This window comes from Bradyrhizobium sp. 153 (genome assembly GCF_023073835.1).
Classification (GTDB): Bacteria; Pseudomonadota; Alphaproteobacteria; order Rhizobiales; family Xanthobacteraceae; genus Bradyrhizobium.
Genome location: NZ_JADPKH010000006.1, coordinates 56,456 through 78,927 on the forward strand (window position 1 = coordinate 56,456; position 22,472 = coordinate 78,927).

Annotated in this window: 21 protein-coding genes; 8 read left to right on the forward strand and 13 right to left on the reverse strand. The window is 64.3% G+C overall.

From position 1 onward, the window contains the following. Positions 1-94: 94 nt before the first annotated feature. On the reverse strand, positions 95-1,030 hold the full coding sequence (gene htpX / locus IVA91_RS00975) for a zinc metalloprotease HtpX (RefSeq protein ID WP_247279585.1): 936 nt from the start codon (positions 1,028-1,030) through the stop codon (positions 95-97). Positions 1,031-1,315: 285 nt separating this feature from the next. Between htpX and IVA91_RS00980 the strand changes: the two genes are divergently transcribed. From IVA91_RS00980 to IVA91_RS01000, 5 genes are all read left to right on the forward strand, one after another. Continuing rightward, positions 1,316-2,662 (forward strand): HlyD family secretion protein, encoded by a 1,347-nt coding sequence (locus IVA91_RS00980; protein ID WP_247279584.1) that lies wholly within the window; start codon positions 1,316-1,318, stop codon positions 2,660-2,662. Then, the gene (locus IVA91_RS00985; protein WP_247279583.1) at positions 2,659-4,599 is read left to right on the forward strand and encodes a glycosyltransferase; all 1,941 of its coding nucleotides are present in this window, start codon (positions 2,659-2,661) and stop codon (positions 4,597-4,599) included. Before IVA91_RS00980 ends, IVA91_RS00985 begins: the two co-directional genes overlap by 4 nt. Positions 4,600-4,734: 135 nt before the next feature. Beyond that, positions 4,735-6,030 carry a lytic murein transglycosylase gene (locus IVA91_RS00990; RefSeq protein ID WP_247279582.1) on the forward strand — a complete coding sequence of 432 codons (1,296 nt, stop codon included), beginning with the start codon at positions 4,735-4,737 and terminating at the stop codon, positions 6,028-6,030. A gap of 306 nt (positions 6,031-6,336) precedes the next feature. Next, positions 6,337-6,840, forward strand: coding sequence for a DUF1993 domain-containing protein (locus IVA91_RS00995; protein WP_247279581.1), 504 nt, complete (start codon positions 6,337-6,339; stop codon positions 6,838-6,840). A gap of 183 nt (positions 6,841-7,023) precedes the next feature. Beyond that, on the forward strand, positions 7,024-8,124 hold the full coding sequence (locus IVA91_RS01000; RefSeq protein WP_247279580.1) for an alkene reductase: 1,101 nt from the start codon (positions 7,024-7,026) through the stop codon (positions 8,122-8,124). Between the two features lie 224 nt (positions 8,125-8,348). Here IVA91_RS01000 and IVA91_RS01005 read toward each other — a convergent pair whose 3' ends face one another. The 7 genes from IVA91_RS01005 to glpD form a co-directional block, all read right to left on the reverse strand. After that, positions 8,349-10,091, reverse strand: a complete 1,743-nt coding sequence (locus tag IVA91_RS01005) for an ABC transporter substrate-binding protein (protein WP_247279676.1) — start codon at positions 10,089-10,091, stop codon at positions 8,349-8,351. Between the two features lie 130 nt (positions 10,092-10,221). Further along, positions 10,222-10,551 carry a DUF2160 domain-containing protein gene (locus tag IVA91_RS01010; RefSeq protein WP_247279579.1) on the reverse strand — a complete coding sequence of 110 codons (330 nt, stop codon included), beginning with the start codon at positions 10,549-10,551 and terminating at the stop codon, positions 10,222-10,224. Positions 10,552-10,561: 10 nt separating this feature from the next. Beyond that, on the reverse strand, positions 10,562-11,368 hold the full coding sequence (locus IVA91_RS01015) for a carbohydrate ABC transporter permease (protein WP_247279578.1): 807 nt from the start codon (positions 11,366-11,368) through the stop codon (positions 10,562-10,564). Beyond that, entirely contained in the window at positions 11,368-12,342 is a 975-nt protein-coding gene (locus IVA91_RS01020; RefSeq protein WP_247279577.1) for a sugar ABC transporter permease, read from the reverse strand. Before IVA91_RS01020 ends, IVA91_RS01015 begins: the two co-directional genes overlap by 1 nt. Beyond that, positions 12,342-13,427 (reverse strand): ABC transporter ATP-binding protein, encoded by a 1,086-nt coding sequence (locus IVA91_RS01025; protein ID WP_247279576.1) that lies wholly within the window; start codon positions 13,425-13,427, stop codon positions 12,342-12,344. The genes IVA91_RS01020 and IVA91_RS01025 overlap by 1 nt, the downstream gene beginning before the upstream one ends. Before the next feature lie 12 nt (positions 13,428-13,439). Further along, entirely contained in the window at positions 13,440-14,579 is a 1,140-nt protein-coding gene (locus tag IVA91_RS01030) for an ABC transporter ATP-binding protein (protein WP_247450104.1), read from the reverse strand. After that, positions 14,576-16,126: a glycerol-3-phosphate dehydrogenase gene (glpD, locus tag IVA91_RS01035; protein ID WP_247279574.1), complete on the reverse strand. Its 1,551-nt coding sequence runs from the start codon at positions 16,124-16,126 to the stop codon at positions 14,576-14,578. Before glpD ends, IVA91_RS01030 begins: the two co-directional genes overlap by 4 nt. A gap of 284 nt (positions 16,127-16,410) precedes the next feature. Between glpD and IVA91_RS01040 the strand changes: the two genes are divergently transcribed. Both IVA91_RS01040 and IVA91_RS01045 read left to right on the forward strand, forming a co-directional pair. Further along, positions 16,411-16,665 (forward strand): type II toxin-antitoxin system Phd/YefM family antitoxin, encoded by a 255-nt coding sequence (locus IVA91_RS01040; protein ID WP_247279573.1) that lies wholly within the window; start codon positions 16,411-16,413, stop codon positions 16,663-16,665. Beyond that, the gene (locus IVA91_RS01045; RefSeq protein ID WP_247279572.1) at positions 16,665-17,087 is read left to right on the forward strand and encodes a type II toxin-antitoxin system VapC family toxin; all 423 of its coding nucleotides are present in this window, start codon (positions 16,665-16,667) and stop codon (positions 17,085-17,087) included. Before IVA91_RS01040 ends, IVA91_RS01045 begins: the two co-directional genes overlap by 1 nt. On the opposite strand, the gene IVA91_RS01050 is transcribed toward IVA91_RS01045, so the two are convergent. After that, positions 17,084-17,932 carry a DeoR/GlpR family DNA-binding transcription regulator gene (locus IVA91_RS01050; protein WP_247279571.1) on the reverse strand — a complete coding sequence of 283 codons (849 nt, stop codon included), beginning with the start codon at positions 17,930-17,932 and terminating at the stop codon, positions 17,084-17,086. The genes IVA91_RS01045 and IVA91_RS01050 overlap by 4 nt on opposite strands. An 87-nt stretch (positions 17,933-18,019) precedes the next feature. After that, a complete protein-coding gene (locus tag IVA91_RS01055; RefSeq protein WP_247279570.1) occupies positions 18,020-18,706 on the reverse strand; it encodes an HAD-IA family hydrolase in 687 nt (228 codons plus the stop codon). Positions 18,707-18,859: 153 nt separating this feature from the next. Here IVA91_RS01055 and IVA91_RS01060 point away from each other — a divergent pair, with 153 nt between their 5' ends. Beyond that, positions 18,860-19,312: a nuclear transport factor 2 family protein gene (locus IVA91_RS01060; protein WP_247279569.1), complete on the forward strand. Its 453-nt coding sequence runs from the start codon at positions 18,860-18,862 to the stop codon at positions 19,310-19,312. Positions 19,313-19,542: 230 nt separating this feature from the next. On the opposite strand, the gene IVA91_RS01065 is transcribed toward IVA91_RS01060, so the two are convergent. The 3 genes from IVA91_RS01065 to IVA91_RS01075 all read right to left on the reverse strand — a co-directional run bounded on the left by IVA91_RS01065 (position 19,543) and on the right by IVA91_RS01075 (position 22,470). Next, positions 19,543-19,734 carry a hypothetical protein gene (locus tag IVA91_RS01065; protein WP_247279568.1) on the reverse strand — a complete coding sequence of 64 codons (192 nt, stop codon included), beginning with the start codon at positions 19,732-19,734 and terminating at the stop codon, positions 19,543-19,545. A gap of 221 nt (positions 19,735-19,955) precedes the next feature. Next, positions 19,956-20,366, reverse strand: coding sequence for an acyl-CoA thioesterase (locus tag IVA91_RS01070; protein WP_247279567.1), 411 nt, complete (start codon positions 20,364-20,366; stop codon positions 19,956-19,958). Between the two features lie 7 nt (positions 20,367-20,373). Next, positions 20,374-22,470: a 3-hydroxyacyl-CoA dehydrogenase NAD-binding domain-containing protein gene (locus IVA91_RS01075; protein ID WP_247279566.1), complete on the reverse strand. Its 2,097-nt coding sequence runs from the start codon at positions 22,468-22,470 to the stop codon at positions 20,374-20,376. Positions 22,471-22,472: the final 2 nt, after the last annotated feature.

Below are 22,472 nucleotides of genomic sequence, written 5' to 3' on the forward strand. Positions count from 1 at the left end.
AGAAGTGGTCTCGCCGGGATGTTAACACCGGCGCCGGGGATCCTGTGTGCGCCAGGTCACAAAACAGAGCGCAATTTCCAGCCGGTGTGCCGCATCAGCCCCAAGGACCGCGCGAAGAGGAGCGGCCCCACGGGCTTCGCGGCGGATAGTTCTCGTTAGCGCCGAGCGACGGCGCTGACCGCGCGCCGAGTTCGGCCGCGAGCTGTTGAAGCGCCGCGATGCGGTTCTGGGTCGAGGGATGCGTGGCGAACAGATTGTCGACGCCGTGGCCCGACAGCGGATTGATGATGAACATGTGCGCGGTCGCGGGATTCCGCTCCGCCTCGAAGTTCGGCACCTGATGCGCGGCGCCCTCGATCTTCACCAACGCGGACGCCAGCCACATCGGCTGTCCCACGATGCGCGCACCGAGATTGTCGGCGGCATATTCGCGGGTGCGGCTGATCGCCATCTGCACCAGCATGGCGCCGAGCGGGGCAAGGATCATCATCAGGATCGAGCCGACGATGCCCAGACCGTTGTTGTTGTCGCGATTGCCGCCGAAAAACATGCCAAACTGCGCCAGCATAGAGATCGCGCCGGCGATCGTCGCGGTGATCGTCATCAGAAGCGTGTCGTGATGTTTGATATGCGCCAGCTCGTGCGCGATCACGCCGGCGAGCTCCTCGCGGCTGAGCTGGTTCACCAGGCCGGTGGTGACGGCCACCGCGGCGTTCTCCGGGTTGCGGCCGGTCGCGAACGCGTTGGGCTGAGCCTCGTCCATCAGGAACACGCGCGGCATCGGCAGGCCGGCGCGGCCCGCAAGCTCGGCGACGAGGCCGACCAACTCCGGCGCGCTGGCACGGTCGACCTCATGGGCGCCGTACATCGAGAGCACCATGCGGTCAGAGTTCCAGTAGGTGAAGAGATTGGTCGCGGCGGCAATGACGAGCGCGATCATGGCGCCCGAGGCACCGCCGATCAGATACCCCACGCCCATGAACAGGGCAGTGAGGCCTGCGAGCAGCATTGCGGTACGAAGATAGTTCATGGCCGTCTCCTGGCGCGGCCGCGGGCGAGCCTCTGGCCGGCTCCAACGAGGTATGAATGCTGCCTGTGACCGCAAGGTTCGTGCGTCGCCCGGCCGCAGATCGATGGCAGTGCGGCCAGCCTTTCCCCCGCCCCTAAACCTTGACGGAGATTTACGCAAAAACACACGTGGGCGCTTAGCAACCTGGAAAGCGCAGCATTGGCTTAATCCGCGCTCACCGGGCACGGCGCACGGTTCTTGTGCATTGACCGGTTCCGTTGGCATCCCGTCAGCAAGGTGACCGCCATGATGGACCGCTCACGCGCCGCTTCCGTCGACCCCGCATCCACTCCCTCCCCTCACGAGAGCAAGACTGACGCGAAGGGCTTGCAGGAGGCGCTGTACGAGCAGATGTTCGCCAATGACGAGCCCGGCCACGCGCCCGATGCGCAAACGGCGCCGGAACCGCCGCCGCGCTGGCCCCATCTGCGGCGCGGGGCCAAGATTGCCATCGGGCTCGCCATCATCGCAGTGTTCGGCTGGCTGCCGCTACGCGCGATCTGGGAGAATTCGAGCGTCGAGGCGGTGCTGAATTCCCGGCTCGTCACCTTGCGTACGCCGATCGGCGGCCGTGTGGCAGCTGCGCAGCGCATCACCGACCAGACCAAGCTCGACGCGGGAACCGTGGTCCTGCGCGTCGTGAATTCGCGCAGCGATCGCACCCGGCTCGACGATCTCCGGCGGCAGAAATCGCGCCTTGAAAACGAGCGGCCGAGCCTTGCTGCCAAGCTTGCCTCGGCCCAGGCCGCACAAAAGGATCTTGCGCGGCAGGCGACGCAATTCCGCGACGGACGCGTGCTCCAGCTCGAGGCGCGCATTGCGGAGATCCAGACCTCGATCGAGGCGGCCGCCGCGCGGCGCGACGAGGCCAGCGCCGCCGTCGACCGCGCCTCCTCGCTAGCGAAATCCGGCAACGTTTCGACCGTCGAGCTGGCGCGTCTGACGCGCGAGCTCTCGGTGTCACAGCAGACCGAACTCGGTGCGCGCAAGCGGCTGGACGCCACCAAGGTGGAGCTCGCCGCGGCACAGAACGGCTCGTTCCTCGGCGACAGCTACAACGACCGGCCAAGCTCGGTGCAGCGCGAGGAAGAGATGCGCCAGCGCGCCAGCGACCTCGAAGCCGACCTCGCACGAATCGACACCGAGATCTCCTGGCTCGCCAACGAGCTCATCGTCGAAGAGGTCCGCTTCGCGGATCTCTCAGAGGCCAACATCACGACACCGGTCACAGGGCGGGTCTGGGAGATGATGACCTCGCCGGGCGAGGACGTGCAGGCCGGCCAGCCCCTGCTCAAGGTGCTCGATTGCAGCGGCGCCGTCATCACTGCCAACGTCACCGAAAACGTCTACAACCACCTGCAGCTCGGCGACCGCGCCACCTTCGAGCCGAATGACGGCGGCGAGCCGATCTCCGGCACCGTGATCAATCTGACCGGCGCCGCCGGCGCGCCCGCCAATCTCGCGATCAATCCGGATGCGCTGAGCAAGGAGCCCTATCGCGTGACCGTGGCATCACGCGACGCTGCGGCCCGCGCTTGCACCGTGGGGCGCACCGGCCGCGTCGTGTTCGCCCGGCATGAGACCACGCCGTGACGACGGCGCTGACGCCTGGCCTGATTGCGCTCGGCGCCTTCATGGCGATCGTGCCGCTGCTCAGGCGCGACAGCACGATGGCTCGCTCGCTGCTGGCCGTCATGTCGGTGGCGTTGCTGCTGCGCTATCTCTATTGGCGGGTCACGGCGACGCTCCCGCCGCCGCATCTGACTGTTGATGCGGTGATCGGCTATCCCTTCATGCTGCTGGAGGCGGCCTCGCTGGTCGCAGTCGCGTTGTCCCTGCTGTTCCTGAGCCGGACGCTCGATCGCACGGGCGCGGCGAGGATCGATGGCCGTGCCACCGACCCGCGCGCGCCGTTGATCGACGTCTTCATCTGCACCTACAACGAGGAACGATCGATCCTCGAGCGCACGATCATCGGCGCGACCGGCATGGCGTACGGCAACTACCGCGTCTGGGTGCTCGACGATGGCCGACGGCCCTGGCTGGGGCGCCTTTCGCGCGAGCTCGGCTGCCATTATCTCACGCGGCCCGACAACCACCACGCCAAGGCCGGCAACATCAACCATGCGCTCAGGCATGTCGGCGCGCTGCCGGAGCGGCCCGACTTCGTGGCCATCCTCGACGCGGACTTCGTGCCGCGGCCCGACTTCCTCGCGCGCACCATCTCGCTCATGGACGATGCTTCGGTCGGCGTGGTGCAGACGCCGCAGCACTTCATCAATCCCGACCCGATCCAGACCAACCTTGCCGCGACTGACGTCTGGCCCGACGAGCAACGCTTCTTCTTCGACATCCTGCTGCCGGCGAAAGACGCCTGGGGGGTCGCGTTTTGCTGCGGCACCTCATCCCTCATTCGCTATACCGGACTGGTGCAGATCGGCGGGTTTCCGACTGACTCGGTGACCGAAGACTACCTCGTCACCCTGCGCCTGAAGGAACGCGGCCTCAACACGATCTATCTCAACGAGCGCCTGACGATCGGGCTCGCGCCGGAAGGCCTGAAGGAATACATCACCCAGCGCGCCCGCTGGTGTCTCGGCTTGATGCAGATCGTGCGCGGCCGCAGCGGACCACTCTCGCGGGACTCAAGGCTGCCCTTGATCGATCGGCTCTCGCTGATCGACGCCTTCATGAGCTGGGCCGCGGTCTACCCATCGAAGGTGGCCGGCCTCGTGGTGCCCTGGCTGTTCCTGCTGTTCGGAATCAAGGCGGTCCGGGCCGATCTCACCGAATTATTGCGCGTCTTCCTGCCGTTCTATGTCTGGAATGGTCTCAGCATGGCCTGGCTGTCGCGCGGCCGTTCGCTCGCCATGATGACGGACGTCTCGCAGCTCATCGCCGCGCCCGCCGTGCTCAAGGCGGTTGCGGCCGGCCTGTTGAAGCCGAAAGGTCACAAATTCAAGGTCACCGCGAAAGGCGGCGACCGCGACAGACGATTCGTCGAATGGCCGCTGCTGCGGCTCTATGGCACCGCCCTTCTCATCACGCTCTCGGCCATCGCCTATGCCTTCATCCTGCACCTTCGCGGCGAGAACATCGCTTATGGCGGACTGGCGCTGGCCTGGAGCCTTTACAACGCGCTCATTCTCACCGTGGTCTGCTTCGTCTGCATCGAGCAGCCGCGCAAGCGCAAGGCGGAGCGGTTCAATCGCAATGAACCGGTCCTGCTGCGCCAGGATGGCCGGTCGCATCTCGCGCGGCTCGCCGACATCTCCATCACCGGCGCCCGACTGATCGATCCCGATCGGCCGGCGCCCGGAAGCACGATCGAATGCCGGATCTATGGCCGCTCGATCGCGGCGATCGTGGTGCGATGGACTGCGGATGGATTCGCCGTGCGCTTCGAGGAAGGCATGGATACGCGCGTGCATGCGATCAGGGCGTTCTATGCCGGCGAATATGTTCGGGCCTATCGGGGCGTGAGGGCGCTGCCGGTCGGCAAGGCGCTGCTGCTGCGGCTGTTCGGCTAGGCCTCGTGCGACGCCCGCTCGTATTCCCTGGGCTGACGGGGCATGGAAAGGGCGGCAAGGAAGGATGGCCTGAGGCCATCACTTCGCCTAGACTTCTGTCGAATCCACGCCTGCCCCTTCCCCGCCGGAACCCCCATGGTCCAGACCCGATTTCTGATCGCGGCCGTCGCGCTCCTCGCATGCTCCGCCACCGCCTCGGCCCAAATGCTTCCACCTCCCGCCAAGCCCGCAGTGCCGAAGGCTCCCTCGCCGCGCGCGGCGTCGTGCCACAATGGCGCGAGCTTCGATCGCTTCCTGGCCGACGTGAAGCAACAGGCGATGGCTGCGGGCGTATCGCAGCGCACGATCGCGGAGGCTTCGCCCTATCTCATCTACGACCAGGGCATCGTGAACCGTGACCGCGGCCAGCGTGTGTTTGGCCAGCTCTTCACCGAATTTGCCGGCCGCATGGCCGCGCCCTATCGCATGCAGAACGGCCAGCAGCACATCAAGCAATACGCGGCCGCATTCGCGCGCGCCGAGAAGGAATATGGCGTGCCGCCGGCCGTCATCGCCGCGTTCTGGGGGCTGGAAAGCGATTTCGGCGCCAACATGGGCAACCTGCCGACGCTGAAATCGCTGGTGTCGCTCGCGTATGATTGCCGCCGCTCGGAGATGTTCGTCAACGAGACCATCGCCGCGCTGAAGATCATCGACCGCGGCGATCTGCATCCCGACGAGATGATCGGCTCCTGGGCCGGTGAGCTCGGGCAGACGCAGTTCCTGCCCGTGCATTACGTCAACTACGCCGTCGACTATGACGGCGACGGGCGGCGCGACCTATTGCGCTCGGGAGCCGACGTGATCGGCTCGACCGCGAATTACATCGCCAACGGATTGAAGTGGCGGCGCGGCGAGCCGTGGCTGGAGGAGATCAAGGTGCCGCCAAACCTGCCGTGGGACAAGACCGATCTCAACGTGCGGGAGCCGCGCTCGACATGGGCGCAGCTCGGAGTCACCTACCCTGACGGACGTCCGCTGCCGAACGACAATCTCGCCGCCTCCGTGCTGCTGCCGATGGGACGCTTTGGGCCGGCGTTCATGGCCTACCCGAATTTCGCGGCTTATACCGAATGGAATAACTCGCTGATCTACTCGACCACGGCAGGCTATCTCGCCTCGCGCATCGCTGGCGCCCGGCCGATGCGCAAGCCAACGGCGCCGGTGGCGCAGCTGCCGTTCAACGAGCTCAAGGAATTGCAGCAGCTCCTGGTGAGTGCCGGCTTCAATGTCGGCAAGATCGATGGCGTGCTGGGCCAGCAGAGCCGCGCGGCCGTCAAGGCGATGCAGATCAAGCACGGTCTGCCGGCCGATTCCTGGCCGACCACGGAGCTCTTGGCCCGCATGCGCGGCGGCACGGCGCAGGCGCAGCCGGCGGGCATGGTGAGATAAGAGAGCCTAACTCGCCGTCATGCCCCGCCACCGGGTCTCCTTTTTCGGCGAGCCCGATGACAGGCTCCGGCCGGCCATCCAGTACGCCGCAGCGCCTCTGCCCAATCACAATCGTCTCGGAGTACGGGATCGTCCGCCTTCGCGCGGCATGACAGCGAGAGATGTGGCGGCTAAAGCACCACGAGCCATCGAAGGAGAATTTTCGCATCGCACAAGCTGCTTCCGCGATTGTATTTTTCCATGACGTTCCCATGTGAGTCGCTCAGGTTTTCTCCTGAGATTCCCTCCCATTGAAGCGAGCATCACATGTCCTTCTACGACGCCGTCGTCCCCGCCTATTTGCAAATCCTGAACAGCCTCACCGGCCTGCTCACCAAGGCGGAGGCACATTGTGCGGCCAAAAAGATCGACCCCAGCGTCCTGCTCGGATCACGCCTGTTTCCGGACATGCTGCCGCTGTCGAAGCAGGTCCAGCTCGTCAGCGATTTCGCCGCCAAGGGCTGTGCCCGGCTCACCCATAGCGAGGTGCCCGCAACGCCCGACACCGAGACCAGCTTCGCAGAGCTGAAGCAGCGGCTGGCCAAGACCATCGATTACGTGAAGTCGTTCAAGCCCGAGCAGTTCGAAGGGGCCGACGTCAAGGACGTCACCTTCCCGGCCGGTCCGGACAAATCCATCACCATGAAGGGCCAGCAATTCCTGAGCTCGTTTTCGCTGCCGAACTTCTATTTCCACGCCACGACCGCCCATGGCATTTTGCGCCACAACGGCGTCGAAATCGGCAAGCGCGATTTCCTCGGCGCGAACTAACCTCGACAATGCAAGCGGCTGCGGCAGGAGATCGAATCTGCCGCCGCGGCCGAATTTGCACATGATCCATGCTGCGCAGAGCTCGCCGCGCAGCTCGCCTGCACTTTCCGTATGGCTCCTCCCTTGCGCCTGTTATCGCGATGCACAAGTGTTCGTGACCTCTCATTGCCTGGAAGCATTCCCATGAGCCGTCCGACCAAATTGTTTGCCTCCTACAAGCTCGGCCCGATCACGCTGGCCAATCGCCTGGTGATGGCGCCGCTGACGCGCAACCGTGCTGCGCCCGGCACGTTCGTACCTGGTCCGCTCGCGGCCGATTATTACGGCCAGCGCGCTTCCGCGGGGCTCCTGATCACCGAAGCGAGCCAGGTCTCGCAGCAGGGCCAGGGCTACCAGGACACGCCCGGCATCTATTCCAAAGACCAGGTGGCCGGCTGGCGCAAGGTCACCGACCGCGTCCATGAGCGCGGCGGCAAGATCTTCATCCAACTCTGGCATGTCGGCCGCATCTCGCATGTCGACCTCCAGGCGAATGGCGCAGCCCCCGTGGCGCCGAGCGCAATCCGCGCCAAGGGCAAGACCTTCGTCAACGGCGGCTTCGCCGACGTCTCCGAGCCGCGCGCGCTCGATCTGTCCGAAATTCCTGGGATCATCGACGACTTCAAGCGCGCCGCGAAGAATGCGCTCGAAGCCGGCTTCGACGGCGTCGAGATCCACGGCGCCAACGGCTATCTGCTCGATCAGTTCGCCAAGGACGGCGCCAACAAGCGAACCGACCCCTATGGTGGCTCCATCGAGAAACGTGCGCGGTTGATGCTTGAGGTCTCCAGAGCCGTCGCGGCTGAAGCCGGCAGCGATCGCACCGGCATTCGCATCTCACCGGTGACGCCTGCCAACGACATCTCCGACAGCAATCCGCAAGCTCTGTTCGATCACATCGTCGACGGTCTCAGCGCGCTCAAGCTGGTCTATCTCCACGTCGTCGAAGGCGCCACCGGCGGACCGCGGGACTTCGCACCGTTCGACTATGCGTCCTTGCGCAAGCGCTTTTCGGGCGCCTATATCGCCAATAACGGCTACGGCTTCGATCTCGCGAACAAGGTGCTGGACGCGAATGCGGCCGATCTCATCGCCTTCGGCAAGCCGTTCATCTCCAACCCCGACCTGGTCGAACGGCTGAAGCAGGGCGCGGCCCTGAACGACTGGGACAAGACCACGTTCTACGGCGGCGGCGCGAAAGGATACACGGACTATCCGACGCTCGCGGCTGAGCTGGCGGAGTAAGGCTGCGCCGTAGCCCCATTCTCCATCATTGCGAGGAGCGAAGCGACGAAGCAATCCAGACTGCCTCCGCGGAAAGACTCCGGCTTGCTTCGCGGAGCCTGTCATCGGGCCGCGCTTCGCGCGGACCCGGTGGCTCGCAGTGACGGTGCGGAGGCAGTGAGCCCAACTCACCAAAAAGAAAAAGGCCGGGATTGCTCCCGGCCTTCGTTGTTATGAGACGCTGCTTACTTCGCTTCCGCGCGCTTGGGCGGAGTGGCCGGCCACGACTTAATCAGGGTGTCGTAGTCGACCGTCTCGCCCTTCGGCTTCTCGTTGGCGAGCTTGCGCTGCGGAGCGATCGTGCCGTCCTTCTGGGCCTTGGCGAACCAGTATTCGGCCGATTCCTTCTTGTGCAGCTTGGGACCGCAGGCGCCCTGCACGCCGGACTTTTCGAGGCGCTCCATCACGGAGTCCTGGGCGGCCGCAAGGGCATCCATCGCCTGCTGCGGCGTCTTCGCACCGGACGACGCATCGCCGATGTTCTGCCACCAGAGCTGCGCGAGCTTCGGATAGTCGGGCACGTTGTTGCCGGTCGGGGTCCACTGCACGCGGGCGGGCGAGCGGTAGAACTCGATCAGGCCGCCGAGCTTCGGCGCACGTTCCGTAAAGGACTTGTCCCAGATGTCGGACTCACGGATGAAGGTGAGACCGACATGGCTCTTCTTCAGGCTCACCGACTTGGAGACGATGAACTGGAGATAGAGCCAGGCTGCCTTGCGGCGGTCCGGCGGAGTCGACTTCAGCAGCGTCGCGGAGCCGGCGTCCTGGTAACCGAGCTTCATGCCTTCCTTCCAGTAGGAGCCGTGCGGAGAGGGAGCCATGCGCCACTTCGGCGTACCGTCCGCATTCACGACCGGCAGACCCGGCTTCACCATGTCGGCGGTGAAGGCGGTATACCAGAAGATCTGCTGGGCGATATTGCCCTGCGCCGGCACCGGGCCAGCTTCGGAGAACGTCATGCCCTGCGCCTGCGGCGGCGCGTACTTCTTCAGCCACTCGAGATACTTGGTGATCGAGTAGACCGCGGCTGGACCGTTGGTGTCGCCACCACGTTCCACCGACGAGCCGACCGGACGGCAGCCTTCCATGCGGATGCCCCATTCGTCGACCGGCAGGCCGTTCGGAATGCCCTTGTCACCGTTGCCGGCCATAGACAGCCAGGCGTCGGTGAAGCGCCATCCGAGCGAGGGGTCCTTCTTGCCATAGTCCATATGGCCGTAGACCTTGACGCCGTTGATCTCCTTGATGTCGTTGGTGAAGAACTCGGCGATGTCCTCATACGCGGACCAGTTCACGGGCACGCCGAGCTCGTAGCCATACTTCGCCTTGAACTTGGCCTTGTAGTCGGGATTGGTGAACCAGTCGTAGCGGAACCAATAGAGGTTGGCGAACTGCTGGTCGGGAAGCTGATAGAGCTTGCCGTCCGGCCCGGTAGTGAATGACTTGCCGATGAAGTCATTGACGTCGAGCATGGGATCGGTGACGTCCTTGCCCTCGCCGGCCATGTAGTCCGACAGCACGATGGTCTGGCCGTAACGGAAATGCGTGCCGATCAGGTCGCTATCGTTGATCCAGCCGTCATAGACGTTCTTGCCGGACTGCATCTGGGTCTGGAGCTTCTCGACGACGTCACCCTCCTGGATAAGGTCGTGCTTGAGCTTGATGCCGGTGATCTCGGAGAACGCCTTGGCCAGCGTCTGCGCTTCATATTCGTGTGTCGTGATGGTCTCGGAGACGACGTTGATCTCCATGTTCTTGAAGGGCTCGGCGGCCTTGGCAAACCACTCCAGCTCCTTCTTCTGGTCTTCCTTCGACAGCGTCGAGGGCTGGAATTCCGCGATCCACTTCTGGATTACGGCGTCATCGGCGGCGCGAACCGGCGCCGAGACGGCGAACGACACCGCAACAATCGCGGCGACGCTGGACATGGTCGTAAAGCTATTCCTGGTCAATGGACCTTTCCTTCTCCTAAACTGCCGCATGTTATTCCTCCGTTGCAGCGACAAACTTTTATACAGGCCCGGGTTGGTCCCGGATCTGGCCGTCCCTTCGCCAGCTTCAGACCGTGCGAAAAATAAGCGCGGCCATGACCAGCGAAATTCCACTTGCGAGCCACAGGTTCGAAATCTCAAAACCTTCCTCGCCGACCGGCAGCGTGGCGATCGCATCGGTGCCGACGAGGCCGATCCACACGAGGTGAATGACGGCGGCCGCGATCAGCGAGATGAACAGGCGGTCGCCGCGCGTGGTCGGAATGCTGAGCACGCCGACGCGCTCGGCCTCGGGATAGACCGCGGCAAGCCACGTCATCACCGCCAGCGTGCAGGCGAGCGCTGCGAAGAAGATCGCGGTCGGCAACGTCCAGGCCATCCATGCAATGGATTCCATATGAGCCTCCCTAGACCCGGCCAAGCGCGAAACCGCGCGCGATATAGTTGCGGACGAACCAGATCACGAGCGCGCCCGGAATGATGGTGAGCACGCCGGCGGCGGCCAGCAGGCCCCAGTCCATGCCGGCGGCCGACACCGTGCGCGTCATGATCGCGGCGATGGGCTTGGTCTGCACCGAGGTCAGCGTGCGCGCGAGCAAGAGCTCGACCCATGAGAACATGAAGCAGAAGAAGGCGGCGACGCCGATGCCGCTCGCAATCAGCGGCACCAGGATCTTGATGAAGAAGCGTGGGAAGGAATAGCCGTCGAGGAAGGCGGTCTCGTCGATCTCGCGCGGCACGCCGGAGACGAAGCCTTCCAGGATCCACACCGCCAGCGGAACGTTGAAGATGCAGTGCGCGAGCGCGACCGCCCAGGGCGTATCGAACAGGCCGATCGCCGAATAGAGGTTGAAGAACGGCAGCGCATAAACCGCGGCCGGCGCCATGCGGTTCGACAACAGCCAGAAGAACAGGTGCTTGTCGCCGAGGAAGCGGTAGCGCGAGAAGGCGTAGGCCGCCGGCAGCGCCACCGCGATCGAGATGACGGTGTTGAGGACGACGTATTCCAGCGAGTTGATGTAGCCGGAGTACCAGCTCTCGTCGGTGAAGATGCGCTTGTAGTGCTGGAGCGTCGGGGTATGCGGCCACAGCGTCATTGTCGAGACGATCTCGCTGTTGGTCTTGAAGCTCATGTTGACGAGCCAGTAGATCGGCAGCAGCAGAAAGATCAGGAACAGCCCCATGATGAGGCGGCGGCCGGGGATCGAATGCATCAGGCCACTCCTTCCTTTGGCTTAAGCGCGGGCACGGGCTTGGGCCGGGCCGACGGCTTGGACTCAATCGCCGGCTCGCTCTCTGCCTGGACTTTGCGTTCGACGCCGGCATTGGTCATGACGGTATAGAAGATCCAGCAGACGATCAGGATGATCAGATTGTAGACCAGCGACAGCGCGGCGGCCTTTCCGAGGTCAAACTGGCCGAGCGCGATCTTGACCAGCTCGATCGACACGAAGGTCGTCGAGTTGCCCGGCCCGCCGCCGGTGACGACGAAGGGCTCGGTATAGATCATGAAGCTGTCCATGAAGCGCAGCAGCACCGCGATCAAGAGCACGCGGTTCATCTTCGGCAGCTGGATCGCCTTGAAAACGGCCCAGCGCGAGGCGCCGTCGATCTGGGCGGCCTGGTAATAGGCTTCGGGAATCGACTTCAGACCGGCGTAACAGAGCAGCGCAACGAGGCTGGTCCAGTGCCAGACATCCATCACGATGACCGTGACCCAGGCGTCGATGTCGTTGGAGACGTAATTGTAGTCGAAGCCCGCGGCGTTGAGAGCATAGCCGAGCAGGCCGATGTCGGGGCGGCCGAAGATCTGCCAGATCGTGCCGACCACGTTCCACGGAATCAGCAGCGGCAGCGCGAGGATGACGAGGCAGGCCGCAACCGTCCAGCCCTCGCGCGGCATCGACAGCGCGACGACGATGCCAAGCGGCACCTCGATGGCGAGGATCACCAGCGAGAAAAACAAATTGCGGCCGAGCGAAGCGAGAAAGCGGCCGCCGAGATCGGTCGAGGGATCGAGCAGCTCCTTGAACCAGCCGACACCGTTCCAGAAGAACTGGTTGTTGCCGAAGGTGTCCTGCATCGAATAGTTCACCACGGTCATCAGCGGCAGCACCGCCGAGAAGGCGACGACCAGGAACACCGGCAGCACCAGGAACCAGGCTTTTTGGTTGACGATCTTGTCCATCAGGCGGCTCCCTCCACCAGAAGGCTGTCGGCATAGACGTGGACATGGGACGGATCGAATTTCAGCCCCGCATTGCCGTCCGGGCTGGTGAATCCGCCGGGGGCGCGCGCGGCGAGCTTTGCGTCGCCGAGCCGCGCCCGCGCGAAACGGATGCGGCCGAGATCGTCGATGCGCTCGATCTTTGCGGTGAGCAGACCGGGCGCGGGCGCGACGACCTCGACGAATTCGGGGCGGACGCCGATCTCGATCTTGGCGCCCGAAGGCAAATTGTCGTAGCTGCGGTTGAGCGCGATGACGTGCCCACCGATCCGCGCCTCGCGTCCCCTCACCTCCGCCGGCAGGATGTTCATGCCAGGCGAGCCGATGAAGTAGCCGACGAACGTATGGGCAGGCTTGTCGAACAGTTCGGCCGGCGTGCCGCTCTGCACCACGCGGCCGTCATGCATGACGACTACAGTGTCGGCGAAGGTCAGCGCCTCGGTCTGGTCATGGGTGACGTAGATCATCGTGAGGTCGAGCTCGCGATGCAGCGCCTTCAGCTTGGAGCGGAGCTGCCATTTCAGCTCGGGATCGATCACGGTCAGCGGCTCGTCGAACAGCACTGCGGCGACGTCCGAGCGAACCAGGCCGCGGCCGAGCGAGATCTTCTGCTTGGCGTCGGCCGTGAGCCGCGTCGCCTTGCGGTTCAGATAGGGTTCGAGATCGAGCAGGCGGCCGATCTCGGCGACGCGCCTGTCGATCTCGGCCTTCGGCACGCCGCGGTTCTTCAGCGGAAACGCCAGGTTCTGCCCCACCGTCATGGTGTCGTAGATCACCGGAAACTGGAACACCTGGGCGATGTTGCGCTTCTGGGTTGACAATGGTGTGATGTCCACCCCGTCGAACATGATCTTTCCGCGCGAGGGCGTGATGATGCCGGAGATGACGTTGAGCAGCGTGGTCTTGCCGCAGCCGGACGGGCCGAGCAGCGCATAGGCGCCGCCCTGCCGCCAGGTCATGGTCACAGGCTTCAGCGCAAAGCTTTCCGGCGGCGCATTATTGCCGCCATAGGAGTGCGCGAGATCGACGAGGTCAATGCGGGCCATGGCGCATCTCCCTCAGGAGCTTTTTCTGTTTGACGCGTTTTCTTCACGCGAACCGCCACGCAATTCGCTTGAAAACGCTATGCCAGGTGCGGCGACCAGACGGTCGGCCGCATCGAACACGAAGACATCATTGGGATCGAGCACGGCATCCAGGGTCTGGCCCGGCTCGAACTCGTGCACGCCGTGCAGGACCGCCACCCAGTTCGAACCCTCGCGGGTCAGATGCACGAAACTCTCCGAACCGGTGATCTCGGTCACCGTCACCGTGGCGTGGAAGGCGTGGCGGTCGGCCTCGCCATTGGCAAGCCCGAGCTGATGCGCGCGGAAGCCGACGCGATAGGCGCCGTCGGCAAGGCCAGCATAGAGCCCCGAGGCCGGCGAGGCCGTGCCGCCGGCATATTGCACGGAGCCATTTCGCTTCTCGATACCGACGAGATTGAGCGGCGGATCCGAAAACACCTGCGCGACGCGCAGCGTCCGCGGGCGGCGGTAGACGTTGGATGTCTCGCCCATCTGAAGCGCCTGGCCCTCCCACATGCACACGGTGTTGCCACCTAGCAGCAGCGCCTCCGTCGGCTCGGTGGTGGCGTAGATGAAGATCGCGCCGGAGGCCTCGAAGATGCGCGGCAGCTCGGCGCGCAGCTCCTCGCGGAGTTTGTAGTCGAGATTGGCGAGCGGCTCGTCGAGCAGCACGAGATCGGCGCCCTTGACCAGCGCGCGCGCAATCGCGGTACGCTGCTGCTGGCCGCCCGAGAGTTGGAGCGGAGTTCGCTTCAGGAACGGCTCGAGGCGGAGCAGCTTTGCAGCCTCCGCGACACGCGCCTTGATCTCGTCGCGCGGCTTGCCTTGCACGCGCAGGGGCGAGGCGATGTTCTCATAAACCGTGAGCGAGGGGTAATTGATGAATTGCTGATAGACCATCGCGACCGAGCGTTGGCGCACGTCGGCGCCGGTGACGTCCTTGCCGCCCACCAGCACCCTGCCCGTGGTCGGCTTGTCGAGGCCGGCGAGCAGCCGCATGATCGAGGTCTTGCCCGACAGCGTCGGGCCGAGCAGTACGTTGAGGGTACCGCTCTCGAACGTCAGCGAGACATCGCGGATGTGCGGGACGCCCTCGACAGTCCGGGTCACGTGGTCGAGCGTCACTGTCATGAGCGTCCTCCTGCTTCCAGCAGGGGAGTTTGCGGCACGGCGTGGGCCCTGATCCAGTCGTCAAGCGCGGCGATCTCGTCGGCAGATAGTCGCAGGCCGAGCTTGGACCGGCGCCAGACGACGTCCTCGGCGGTGACCGCCCATTCATTCGCCATGAGATAGCGGACCTCGCGCTCGGTCAGCGTCGCACCAAAGGACCGGCCGAGATCGGCGGTCGATTTCGCATCGCCGAGCAGCTTGATGGCACGGGTGCCATAGGCGCGGGCGAGGCGCCGGGCATGCTCATGGCTGAGGAAGGGATAGCCGCGCTGGAGCTCCGCGATCAGGCCGTCGATGTCGGATACGTTCATGTCGCCGCCGGGCAGCGGCCATTTGCCGGTCCAGCCCTCGCGCGCTTTCGCGCTGCGAAGATAGGGCGCCAGCCGTTCCAGCGCCTCTTCGGCGAGTCGGCGGTAGGTCGTGATCTTGCCACCATAGATCGACAGCAGCGGCACGCCGCCGGGCGTATCGAGCTCGAACACGTAGTCGCGGGTCGCGGCCTTGGCCTCGCTGGCGCCGTCGTCATAGAGCGGGCGTACGCCGGAATAGGTCCAGACCACGTCGTCGGACGTCACCGGCTTAGCCAGGTATTCGCTCGCCGCCGTGCAGAGATATTGAATCTCCTCGGCTGTCGCCTTCACCTTAGCGGGATCGCCATCATAGTCGCGGTCGGTGGTGCCGATCAGCGTGAAATCGTCCTGGTACGGAATCACGAAGATGATGCGGCCGTCGGCGTTCTGGAACATGTAGGCGCGGTCGTGGTCGTAGAGCTTCTTCACCACGATGTGCGAGCCCTGCACCAGACGCACCTTGGCCTTCGCATTGAGGCCGGCGCCGCGGCCGAGCACGTCCTCGACCCAGGGACCGCCGGCATTGACCAGCGCGCGCGCCTGGATCGACGAGCGCTCGCCGGTCAGCGTGTTGATCATGCCGACGGTCCAGACGCCGTCGGACTGACGAATCTCGGTGGCGCGGGTGCGGGTGCGGATCTCGGCACCCTTGTCGGCGGCATCGCGCGCATTGAGCACGACGAGGCGGGCGTCGTCGACGAAGCAGTCGGAATATTCGAACGCGCGGCTGTAGCGGTTCGGGATCAGCGGGCGACCGACCTCGTCACGCCGGAGATCCACCGAGCGGGTCGCGGGCAGCAAGTGACGGCCGCCGATGTGGTCATAAAGGAAAAGGCCGAGCCGCAGCAGCCAGGCCGGGCGCAGGCCGGCGTGATGCGGCAGGACGAATCTCAGCGGGCGGATGATGTGGGGCGCGATGCCCCAGAGGATCTCGCGTTCGATCAAGGCCTCTCGGACCAAGCGAAATTCGTAATATTCGAGATAGCGCAGCCCGCCATGCACCAGCTTGGTCGACCAAGACGACGTCCCGCTCGCCAAATCGTTCATTTCGCACAGGAAAACCGTGTTGCCGCGGCCCACCGCGTCGCGCGCGATGCCACAGCCATTCACACCGCCTCCGATGATGGCGAGGTCGAAAATACGCTCCAACAGACGCATCCCCCGGCGACCGCCCGTTCATCGAGCGGCAACTTTCGTTTTTGATTAGATCACACCGCAAAACGAAAGCAAGATGAAAGAGAAGCGAGAGGAAATGAACGAGGAACTTTTTCAACCACGATGGAGTGGGGAAATCAGCAGGAGAACGGACAGATGTACGGGCAAGCAGCTCGATTAAGGAGCAGCTAGTGCGGCTCCGTGAACCAACGCGCTTATTGACTTGAATGTAGCAACATCTCTACATAGATCTCGTGAGCAGAGCATCGAATGGCTTGGACGCACAGATGGTCGTGACCACCCTGACCAGCCGGGAATTCAATCAGGATACGAGCCGCGCCAAGAAAGCGGCCTCGCACGGACCTGTCTTCATTACCGATCGCGGCCGCCCGGCCCATGTCCTGCTGACCATCGAGGACTATTTGCGCTTGAGCGGCGGGCACATGAACCTTGCCGAAGCTCTGGCACAGGCGAACGCGGACTTCGATTTCGAACCGCCTCGGATGACCGGCGGCGTCTCTAGGCCCGCTGATCTCGACTGATGTTTCTGCTGGACACCAATGTCATTTCCGAACTGAGGCGGCCGGACAAGGCCGATCGCAATGTCCTCGCCTGGGCCAATGCTGTGCCTGCGGCGAATTTTTTCATGTCCGCCATCTCGATTCGTGAGATTGAACTTGGTGCGCGCCTGATCGAGCGCAAAGACGCGGTGCAAGGTGCCGTCCTGCGTGCCTGGATCAACGATCACATTCTGGCCCGGTTCGAGGGACGGATTCTGGCGATCGACACGGCCGTGGCGCAGCGTTGCGCGCAACTGCATGTTCCGAACCCGCCGGCCGAACGCGACGCCCTTATTGCTGCGACCGCACTTGTTCACGGCTTAACGGTCGTTACGCGCAATGTGGGAGATTTCGAACCTACGGGCGTGACGCTGCTGAACCCGTGGAGCGCACCTAAATCTTAGCGCAACCGCATCACCGGCACTGCTTCAGGCGCGGCATCCTGCGCATCGGCCTGCGTCTCATCGATCTCCCTCGCCTCCTTCGGCATGGCTTCGACCACCTCGATGCCCTTGCTGTGACAGATGGTGGCGAGGCGCTCGGGCAGCTCCTGGTCGGTGACGAAGGTCTGTATCTGGCTGATGTGGGCGATCCGCACCGGCGCGCTGCGGCGGAGCTTTGTGGAATCGGCGACCAGCATGACGCTGCGAGCATTGGCGATGATCGCCTGCGCCACCTGCACCTCGCGATAGTCGAAGTCGAGCAGCGCGCCCTCTTCATCGATCGCGGACGCCCCGATGATGGCGTAATCGACCTTGAACTGGCCGATTAGCTGCGTCGCGGTCGAGCCGACCACCGCGCCGTCGGCGCGCCGCACCGTGCCGCCGGCGACCACCACCTCGATGCGGGGATGGCGGTAGAGCAGCATGGCGACGTTGAGATTGTTGGTGATGACGAGCAGATCCTCGTGCGAGGTCAGCGCGCTCGCGACCTCCTCCGTCGTGGTGCCGATGTTGATGAAGAGCGAGCAGCCGTTCGGGATCAGCGAGGCGGCAGCAGCGCCGATCGCCTTCTTCTCGTCGGCGGCGACGAAGCGGCGCGCCTCGTAGGCGAGATTTTCAACGCCCGAGGCGATGATGGCGCCGCCATGGATGCGGGTCAGCGATCTCCGCTCGCAGAGATCGTTGAGATCCTTGCGGATGGTCTGCGCCGACACCTCGAACCGGCGCGCGAGTTCCTCGACCATGACGCGGCCTGAGGCCCGCGCGAGGTTGAGGATTTCGGCTTGGCGATGGGTCAGTCCGGTCACGGCAAGAGCCTCAAATCAGAACGATGCATGGTGCGGCGGTTCGCGCGTTCGGTCAATGCGGGAGACGATCACGGTTAACGGACTGCCTCAACACGCCATCGCGGCGGCTAGGCGCGCGAGCAGCTCCGGATCGTCGTAGGCGCGCGCGGACGCGACCGCGCCCGCGGCAACAAGGTCTGCATGGCTGAGGGTGGTGCGCATGCCGATGGTCGGGATGCCGGCCGCCGCGGCCGATTGCACGCCGGAGCGTGAGTCCTCGAACGCGATCGACGCCTCTGCGCTGGCGCCGACGAAACGCAGTCCTTCCTGATAGGGCAGCGGATGCGGCTTGCCGTGCGGCAGCTCGTCGCCGATCACGATTGCCTTGAACCGCTCGGTGATGCCGAGGCCCGAGAGCAGCAGCTCGGCGTTGAGGCGCGGCGCGTTGGTCACGGCCACCATGGGAATGCCGGCGGCATCCGCACGGTCGAGCAGCGCCATCAGCCCCGGTATCGGCACGATCTGCCCGGCCACCAGATCACGAAAGATCGCCTCCTTCTCGCCGAGGATTGCGAGGCGCCGTTCCGGCGATTCGTCCGGCAGAAATCGCTCCTCGATCGACACATTGGAAAAGCCCTGAAGCTCGCGCTTGAAGCGCTCATCGTCCACCACATGGCCGCGCGGGGCGAACACGCGGTGAAAGGCTTCGCGATGAAGCGGATCCGTATCGGCCAGCGTCCCGTCAATGTCGAACAGTAACGCCCTGCCCATCGCTTGCCTTTTGGCCTCGATCATTTCCGTACTTCCCAAGTGCGTGGCGCATCAATGCGAAAGACGTATCAATACGGCCTCGATTGCGCAATGACGCGTCCACATCACGACAATGCGGCACTCGACAAAGTCGCGCGCGGCTGCAACACTCGTGGCAAGATCAAAAAGGAGGAAACGATGATGATCAACCGACGCGATTTGGCTCTATCGACTCTCGCCGTCTCCGCGCTTGCTCTCGCGGCACCGGCACTGGCCGCTTCAGCGGACGAAGAGGCCGTGGCGAAGAAGGTGGAGGCCTTCCGCCTCGCCCAGATCGCAGCGGATCCTAAGGCGCTCGGCGCACTCTGCGCGGAGGAGCTCAGCTACAGCCATTCCAGCGGCAAGGTCGAGGACAAGGCGACCTTCATCACCAATGCGACCGACGGCAAGTCGAAATTCCTCTCGATCGAATACAAGGACCCGACCATCAAGGTCGTCGGTCCCGCCGCGATCGTGCGCTTCCACTGGCTCGGCGAACAGGAGATGGCGGCCGATGGGAAGAAAGTATCGACCAACCTCCACATCCTGATGAACTGGCAGAAGCAGGGCGACGAGTGGAAGCTGCTGTCGCGGGCGGCGACGAAGTTGTGATGACGTTCCAACCCTCTCCCCTTGCGGGCGAGGGTGGTTCGCGGCGGAGCGGCGAGACGGGTGAGCGGTCTCCATCCACGAAACGAACCTCCCACTTCTGCGTTTGCGGAGCCGATCCTGATCCGGCGCTTCGCACCACCTTCTCCCGCAAGGAGAAAGGAGGAGCAGCGGTGTGGGCGGTAAAAATTTCCGACCACGCTTCGCGCGTCAAAATTACCAGCGCCAGGCGCTTACGCCGCCTCCTTCACCTCGCCGTTCACAAGCTTGCGCGCGGCGCGCTCGGCTTCGCGGGCATTGCGGAAGAGTTGACCTTCGAGGCGGTTGAAGCGGTCGGATGAGGCGAAGAAACAGTAGCCTCCCTGAGAACGAACGACGATACCTGCGGTCTGCGAATTGACTTCGATGATGTAGCTGTCCGGCATGGCCCGTGGATTCCTCAGTGCGGGCAAATAACGGCATTCCTGCCCAAAGGTTCCGCGGGCATTTGAGGCCGTTTCCACCCCGAATCGACACGCAATTGAGTACGCTAGGACCTCATCCGTTTTATGACTGGTTCTTGGCGAAGACGCGACGCGATGACTTAGTCGCGCCGCGTTTGCGGTGCTTGCCACGTCTTCGTGAGATGAGCCAGAGAGTCGCGCGATTACGTCGCGATCGTCGTGTCGGTCGCGCGAACCGCCTGCGGGCGGCCGTGCTCGTCGATCGAGACGTAGGTAAAGTTGCCATCGGTGACGAGGAACGGATGCTCCTCACCGCGCCGCAGCGCCCAGGCTTCCAGATGCACGGTGAGCGAGGTACGACCCACCCGTACGAGATTGGCGTAGACGGATACGAGATCACCGACATAGACCGCTTTGCGAAAATTCATCGCTTCGATCGCGACGGTCACCGTGCGCGACTTCGCGACTTTCGAGGCGAACACGCCGCCGCCCACATCCATCTGGCTGAGCAGCCAGCCGCCGAAGATGTCGCCATTCGCGTTGGTGTCGGCGGGCATCGCCAGAGTACGAATACAGAGATCCCCGCGCGGTCCGGTGGCGGCGTGTTCACTCATATCTCTCTCACTTGAAACTGTTCCACCCCGGATCGGGCGCAAAGCGCTCGCCGAATCGCTCGGCCAGTGCGCGCAAGCTGGATACGACATTTTCCACGCCGCGCGTGCGCGCATAGTTCAACGGACCGCCACGGAACGGTGCATAGCCGGTGCCGAAGATGAGGGCGCCGTCGACCGCGTCGGCGTCGTCGACGACGCCTTCGCGCAGCGCGGCGACGCAGACGTTGGACATCGGCAGCACCAGGCGGTCGATCATCTGGTCGGTGACGCGCGGACCGGTCTCGGGAAGCTGTGCCTTCTCCGCCTCGCCCTCCTTCCAGACATAAAAGCCCTTGCCGGTCTTGCGGCCGAGCTCACCCTTGGCGACCTTCTCGCGCAGCCAGGCCGGCGTCGGCGGCAGCAGATCGCCGAACTTGGTGCGCAGCATGTCGCCGACATCGAGACAGATGTCGAGCCCGACCTGGTCGGCCAGCTCGATCGGTCCCATCGGCATGCCGAACTGCTCGGCCGCGGCGTCGATCAGGCGTTGGTCGATCTTCTCGTCCAGCATCACCATGGCTTCCAGCATGTACGGCGTCAGCGCGCGATTGACGAGGAAGCCGGGCGAGCTCTTCACGGGCAGCGGCAGGCGGTCAATCGCGCCGACGAAGGCGAGCGCCTCTTTCAGCACTTGCGGGTCGTTGCCGTCATGGCTGACGACCTCGACCAGTTGCAGCCGCGACACCGGATTGAAGAAATGCAGGCCGACCAGCCGATCCGGCCGCGCCAGCGTTGTTCGCAAGTCCTGTAGCGGAATGCTCGACGTGTTGGTCGCAAGGATCGCGCCGGGCTTCATCCGCGGCTCGAGGCCGGCATAGACCTTCTGCTTCAGCTCGAGCTTCTCCGGCACGGCCTCGATGATGAGATCGGCGTTGCGTACGCCTTCTCCGTCCATGTCGGGAATGAGGCGATCGAGTGCGTCGCGCACGTCGGTCGGCTTGCGAATGATCTTGCCGTAGAGTTCGGCCGCGCGCTTCGCCGCGCCGGCGATCGGCTCCGGCTTCATGTCGGCCAGCGAGACGCGCATCCCCTGGCCCGCGCACCAGGCCGCGATGTCACCGCCCATGGCGCCGGCGCCGATGACATGCACATGCTTGACGGCATTGCCGCTGCCCGCCGCCTTCTTCATCTGCTCGCGCAGGAAGAAGACCCGGATCAGGTTCTGCGCGGTCGGCGTCACCATCAGCTTGGCGAACGAGCCCTGTTCGGCTTTCAGCATCGAGGCCTTGCTGCCGCCGTGGGTCTCCCAGAGATCGATCAGCGCGTAGGGCGCCGGATAATGCTCACGAGATGCCGCCTTCGCCGCCTGCGAGCGCATGCGTCTGGCGAGCAGCCCGCGCACGAGGCCGACATTCGCCGCGCGAACCAGCAAGCCCGGCCGCGCCCGCTTCAGACGTCCGAACAGCGCATCCTTCACGGCATTGTGGACGTGGCGCTCCTGCGTGACGGTGTCGACGAGGCCGAGCGATCTGGCGCGGCGCGCATCGATGGTGCGGCCGGTCAGCATCAGGGCCATCGACTGGATCGGATTGACCAGCGCGGTGAAGCGCGCGGTGCCGCCGAGGCCTGGATGAAGGCCGAGCATCACCTCCGGGAAGCCGAAGCGCGCCCCCTCGATGGCGATGCGCGCCTGACAGGCGAGCGCGACCTCGAGCCCGCCGCCGAGGCAGAAGCCGTGGATGACCGCCACCGTCGGCAACCTCAAGGCTTCCAGGTGATCGATTACGGCATGCGCGGACCGGATGCGTGTCTCCACCATCTCAGGATCGGACGCGCCGCGAAATTCGTTGACGTCGGCGCCGGCAATGAAGCCGGACGGCTTTGCCGAGCGGATCACGAGGCCGGCGGGACGCTCGGTCTCGATCGCCGCAAGCACGGCATCGAACTCCTCCATCACATCCGAGGACAGCGTGTTGGCGCTCGCCTCGGCGCGGTCGAACAGCAGCCAGGCGACACCATCGGCATCGCGCGTCAGCTTGAAGTGCTTGTAGGGACTGTCTGTCCCAGGCTTGGGCCCGAGCTCCAGCACGCGGTCGCCAAGCGCGGTCATGATCTTGGAATCCATGG

What these genes read in the sequence shown, in the direction of transcription:
- IVA91_RS00995 (WP_247279581.1), top strand. Translation starts at nt 6,337, where the DNA reads ATGTCCTTCTACGACGCCGTCGTCCCCGCCTATTTGCAAATCCTGAAC.
- IVA91_RS01040 (WP_247279573.1), top strand. Translation starts at nt 16,411, where the DNA reads ATGGTCGTGACCACCCTGACCAGCCGGGAATTCAATCAGGATACGAGC.
- IVA91_RS01015 (WP_247279578.1), bottom strand. Translation starts at nt 11,368, where the DNA reads ATGCATTCGATCCCCGGCCGCCGCCTCATCATGGGGCTGTTCCTGATC.
- IVA91_RS01070 (WP_247279567.1), bottom strand. Translation starts at nt 20,366, where the DNA reads ATGAGTGAACACGCCGCCACCGGACCGCGCGGGGATCTCTGTATTCGT.
- IVA91_RS00990 (WP_247279582.1), top strand. Translation starts at nt 4,735, where the DNA reads ATGGTCCAGACCCGATTTCTGATCGCGGCCGTCGCGCTCCTCGCATGC.
- IVA91_RS01045 (WP_247279572.1), top strand. Translation starts at nt 16,665, where the DNA reads ATGTTTCTGCTGGACACCAATGTCATTTCCGAACTGAGGCGGCCGGAC.
- glpD (WP_247279574.1), bottom strand. Translation starts at nt 16,126, where the DNA reads ATGCGTCTGTTGGAGCGTATTTTCGACCTCGCCATCATCGGAGGCGGT.
- IVA91_RS01055 (WP_247279570.1), bottom strand. Translation starts at nt 18,706, where the DNA reads ATGATCGAGGCCAAAAGGCAAGCGATGGGCAGGGCGTTACTGTTCGAC.
- IVA91_RS00980 (WP_247279584.1), top strand. Translation starts at nt 1,316, where the DNA reads ATGATGGACCGCTCACGCGCCGCTTCCGTCGACCCCGCATCCACTCCC.
- IVA91_RS01075 (WP_247279566.1), bottom strand. Translation starts at nt 22,470, where the DNA reads ATGGATTCCAAGATCATGACCGCGCTTGGCGACCGCGTGCTGGAGCTC.
- IVA91_RS01010 (WP_247279579.1), bottom strand. Translation starts at nt 10,551, where the DNA reads ATGGAATCCATTGCATGGATGGCCTGGACGTTGCCGACCGCGATCTTC.
- IVA91_RS01005 (WP_247279676.1), bottom strand. Translation starts at nt 10,091, where the DNA reads ATGTCCAGCGTCGCCGCGATTGTTGCGGTGTCGTTCGCCGTCTCGGCG.
- IVA91_RS01065 (WP_247279568.1), bottom strand. Translation starts at nt 19,734, where the DNA reads ATGCCGGACAGCTACATCATCGAAGTCAATTCGCAGACCGCAGGTATC.
- IVA91_RS01020 (WP_247279577.1), bottom strand. Translation starts at nt 12,342, where the DNA reads ATGGACAAGATCGTCAACCAAAAAGCCTGGTTCCTGGTGCTGCCGGTG.
- htpX (WP_247279585.1), bottom strand. Translation starts at nt 1,030, where the DNA reads ATGAACTATCTTCGTACCGCAATGCTGCTCGCAGGCCTCACTGCCCTG.
- IVA91_RS01030 (WP_247450104.1), bottom strand. Translation starts at nt 14,579, where the DNA reads ATGACAGTGACGCTCGACCACGTGACCCGGACTGTCGAGGGCGTCCCG.
- IVA91_RS01025 (WP_247279576.1), bottom strand. Translation starts at nt 13,427, where the DNA reads ATGGCCCGCATTGACCTCGTCGATCTCGCGCACTCCTATGGCGGCAAT.
- IVA91_RS01000 (WP_247279580.1), top strand. Translation starts at nt 7,024, where the DNA reads ATGAGCCGTCCGACCAAATTGTTTGCCTCCTACAAGCTCGGCCCGATC.
- IVA91_RS01060 (WP_247279569.1), top strand. Translation starts at nt 18,860, where the DNA reads ATGATGATCAACCGACGCGATTTGGCTCTATCGACTCTCGCCGTCTCC.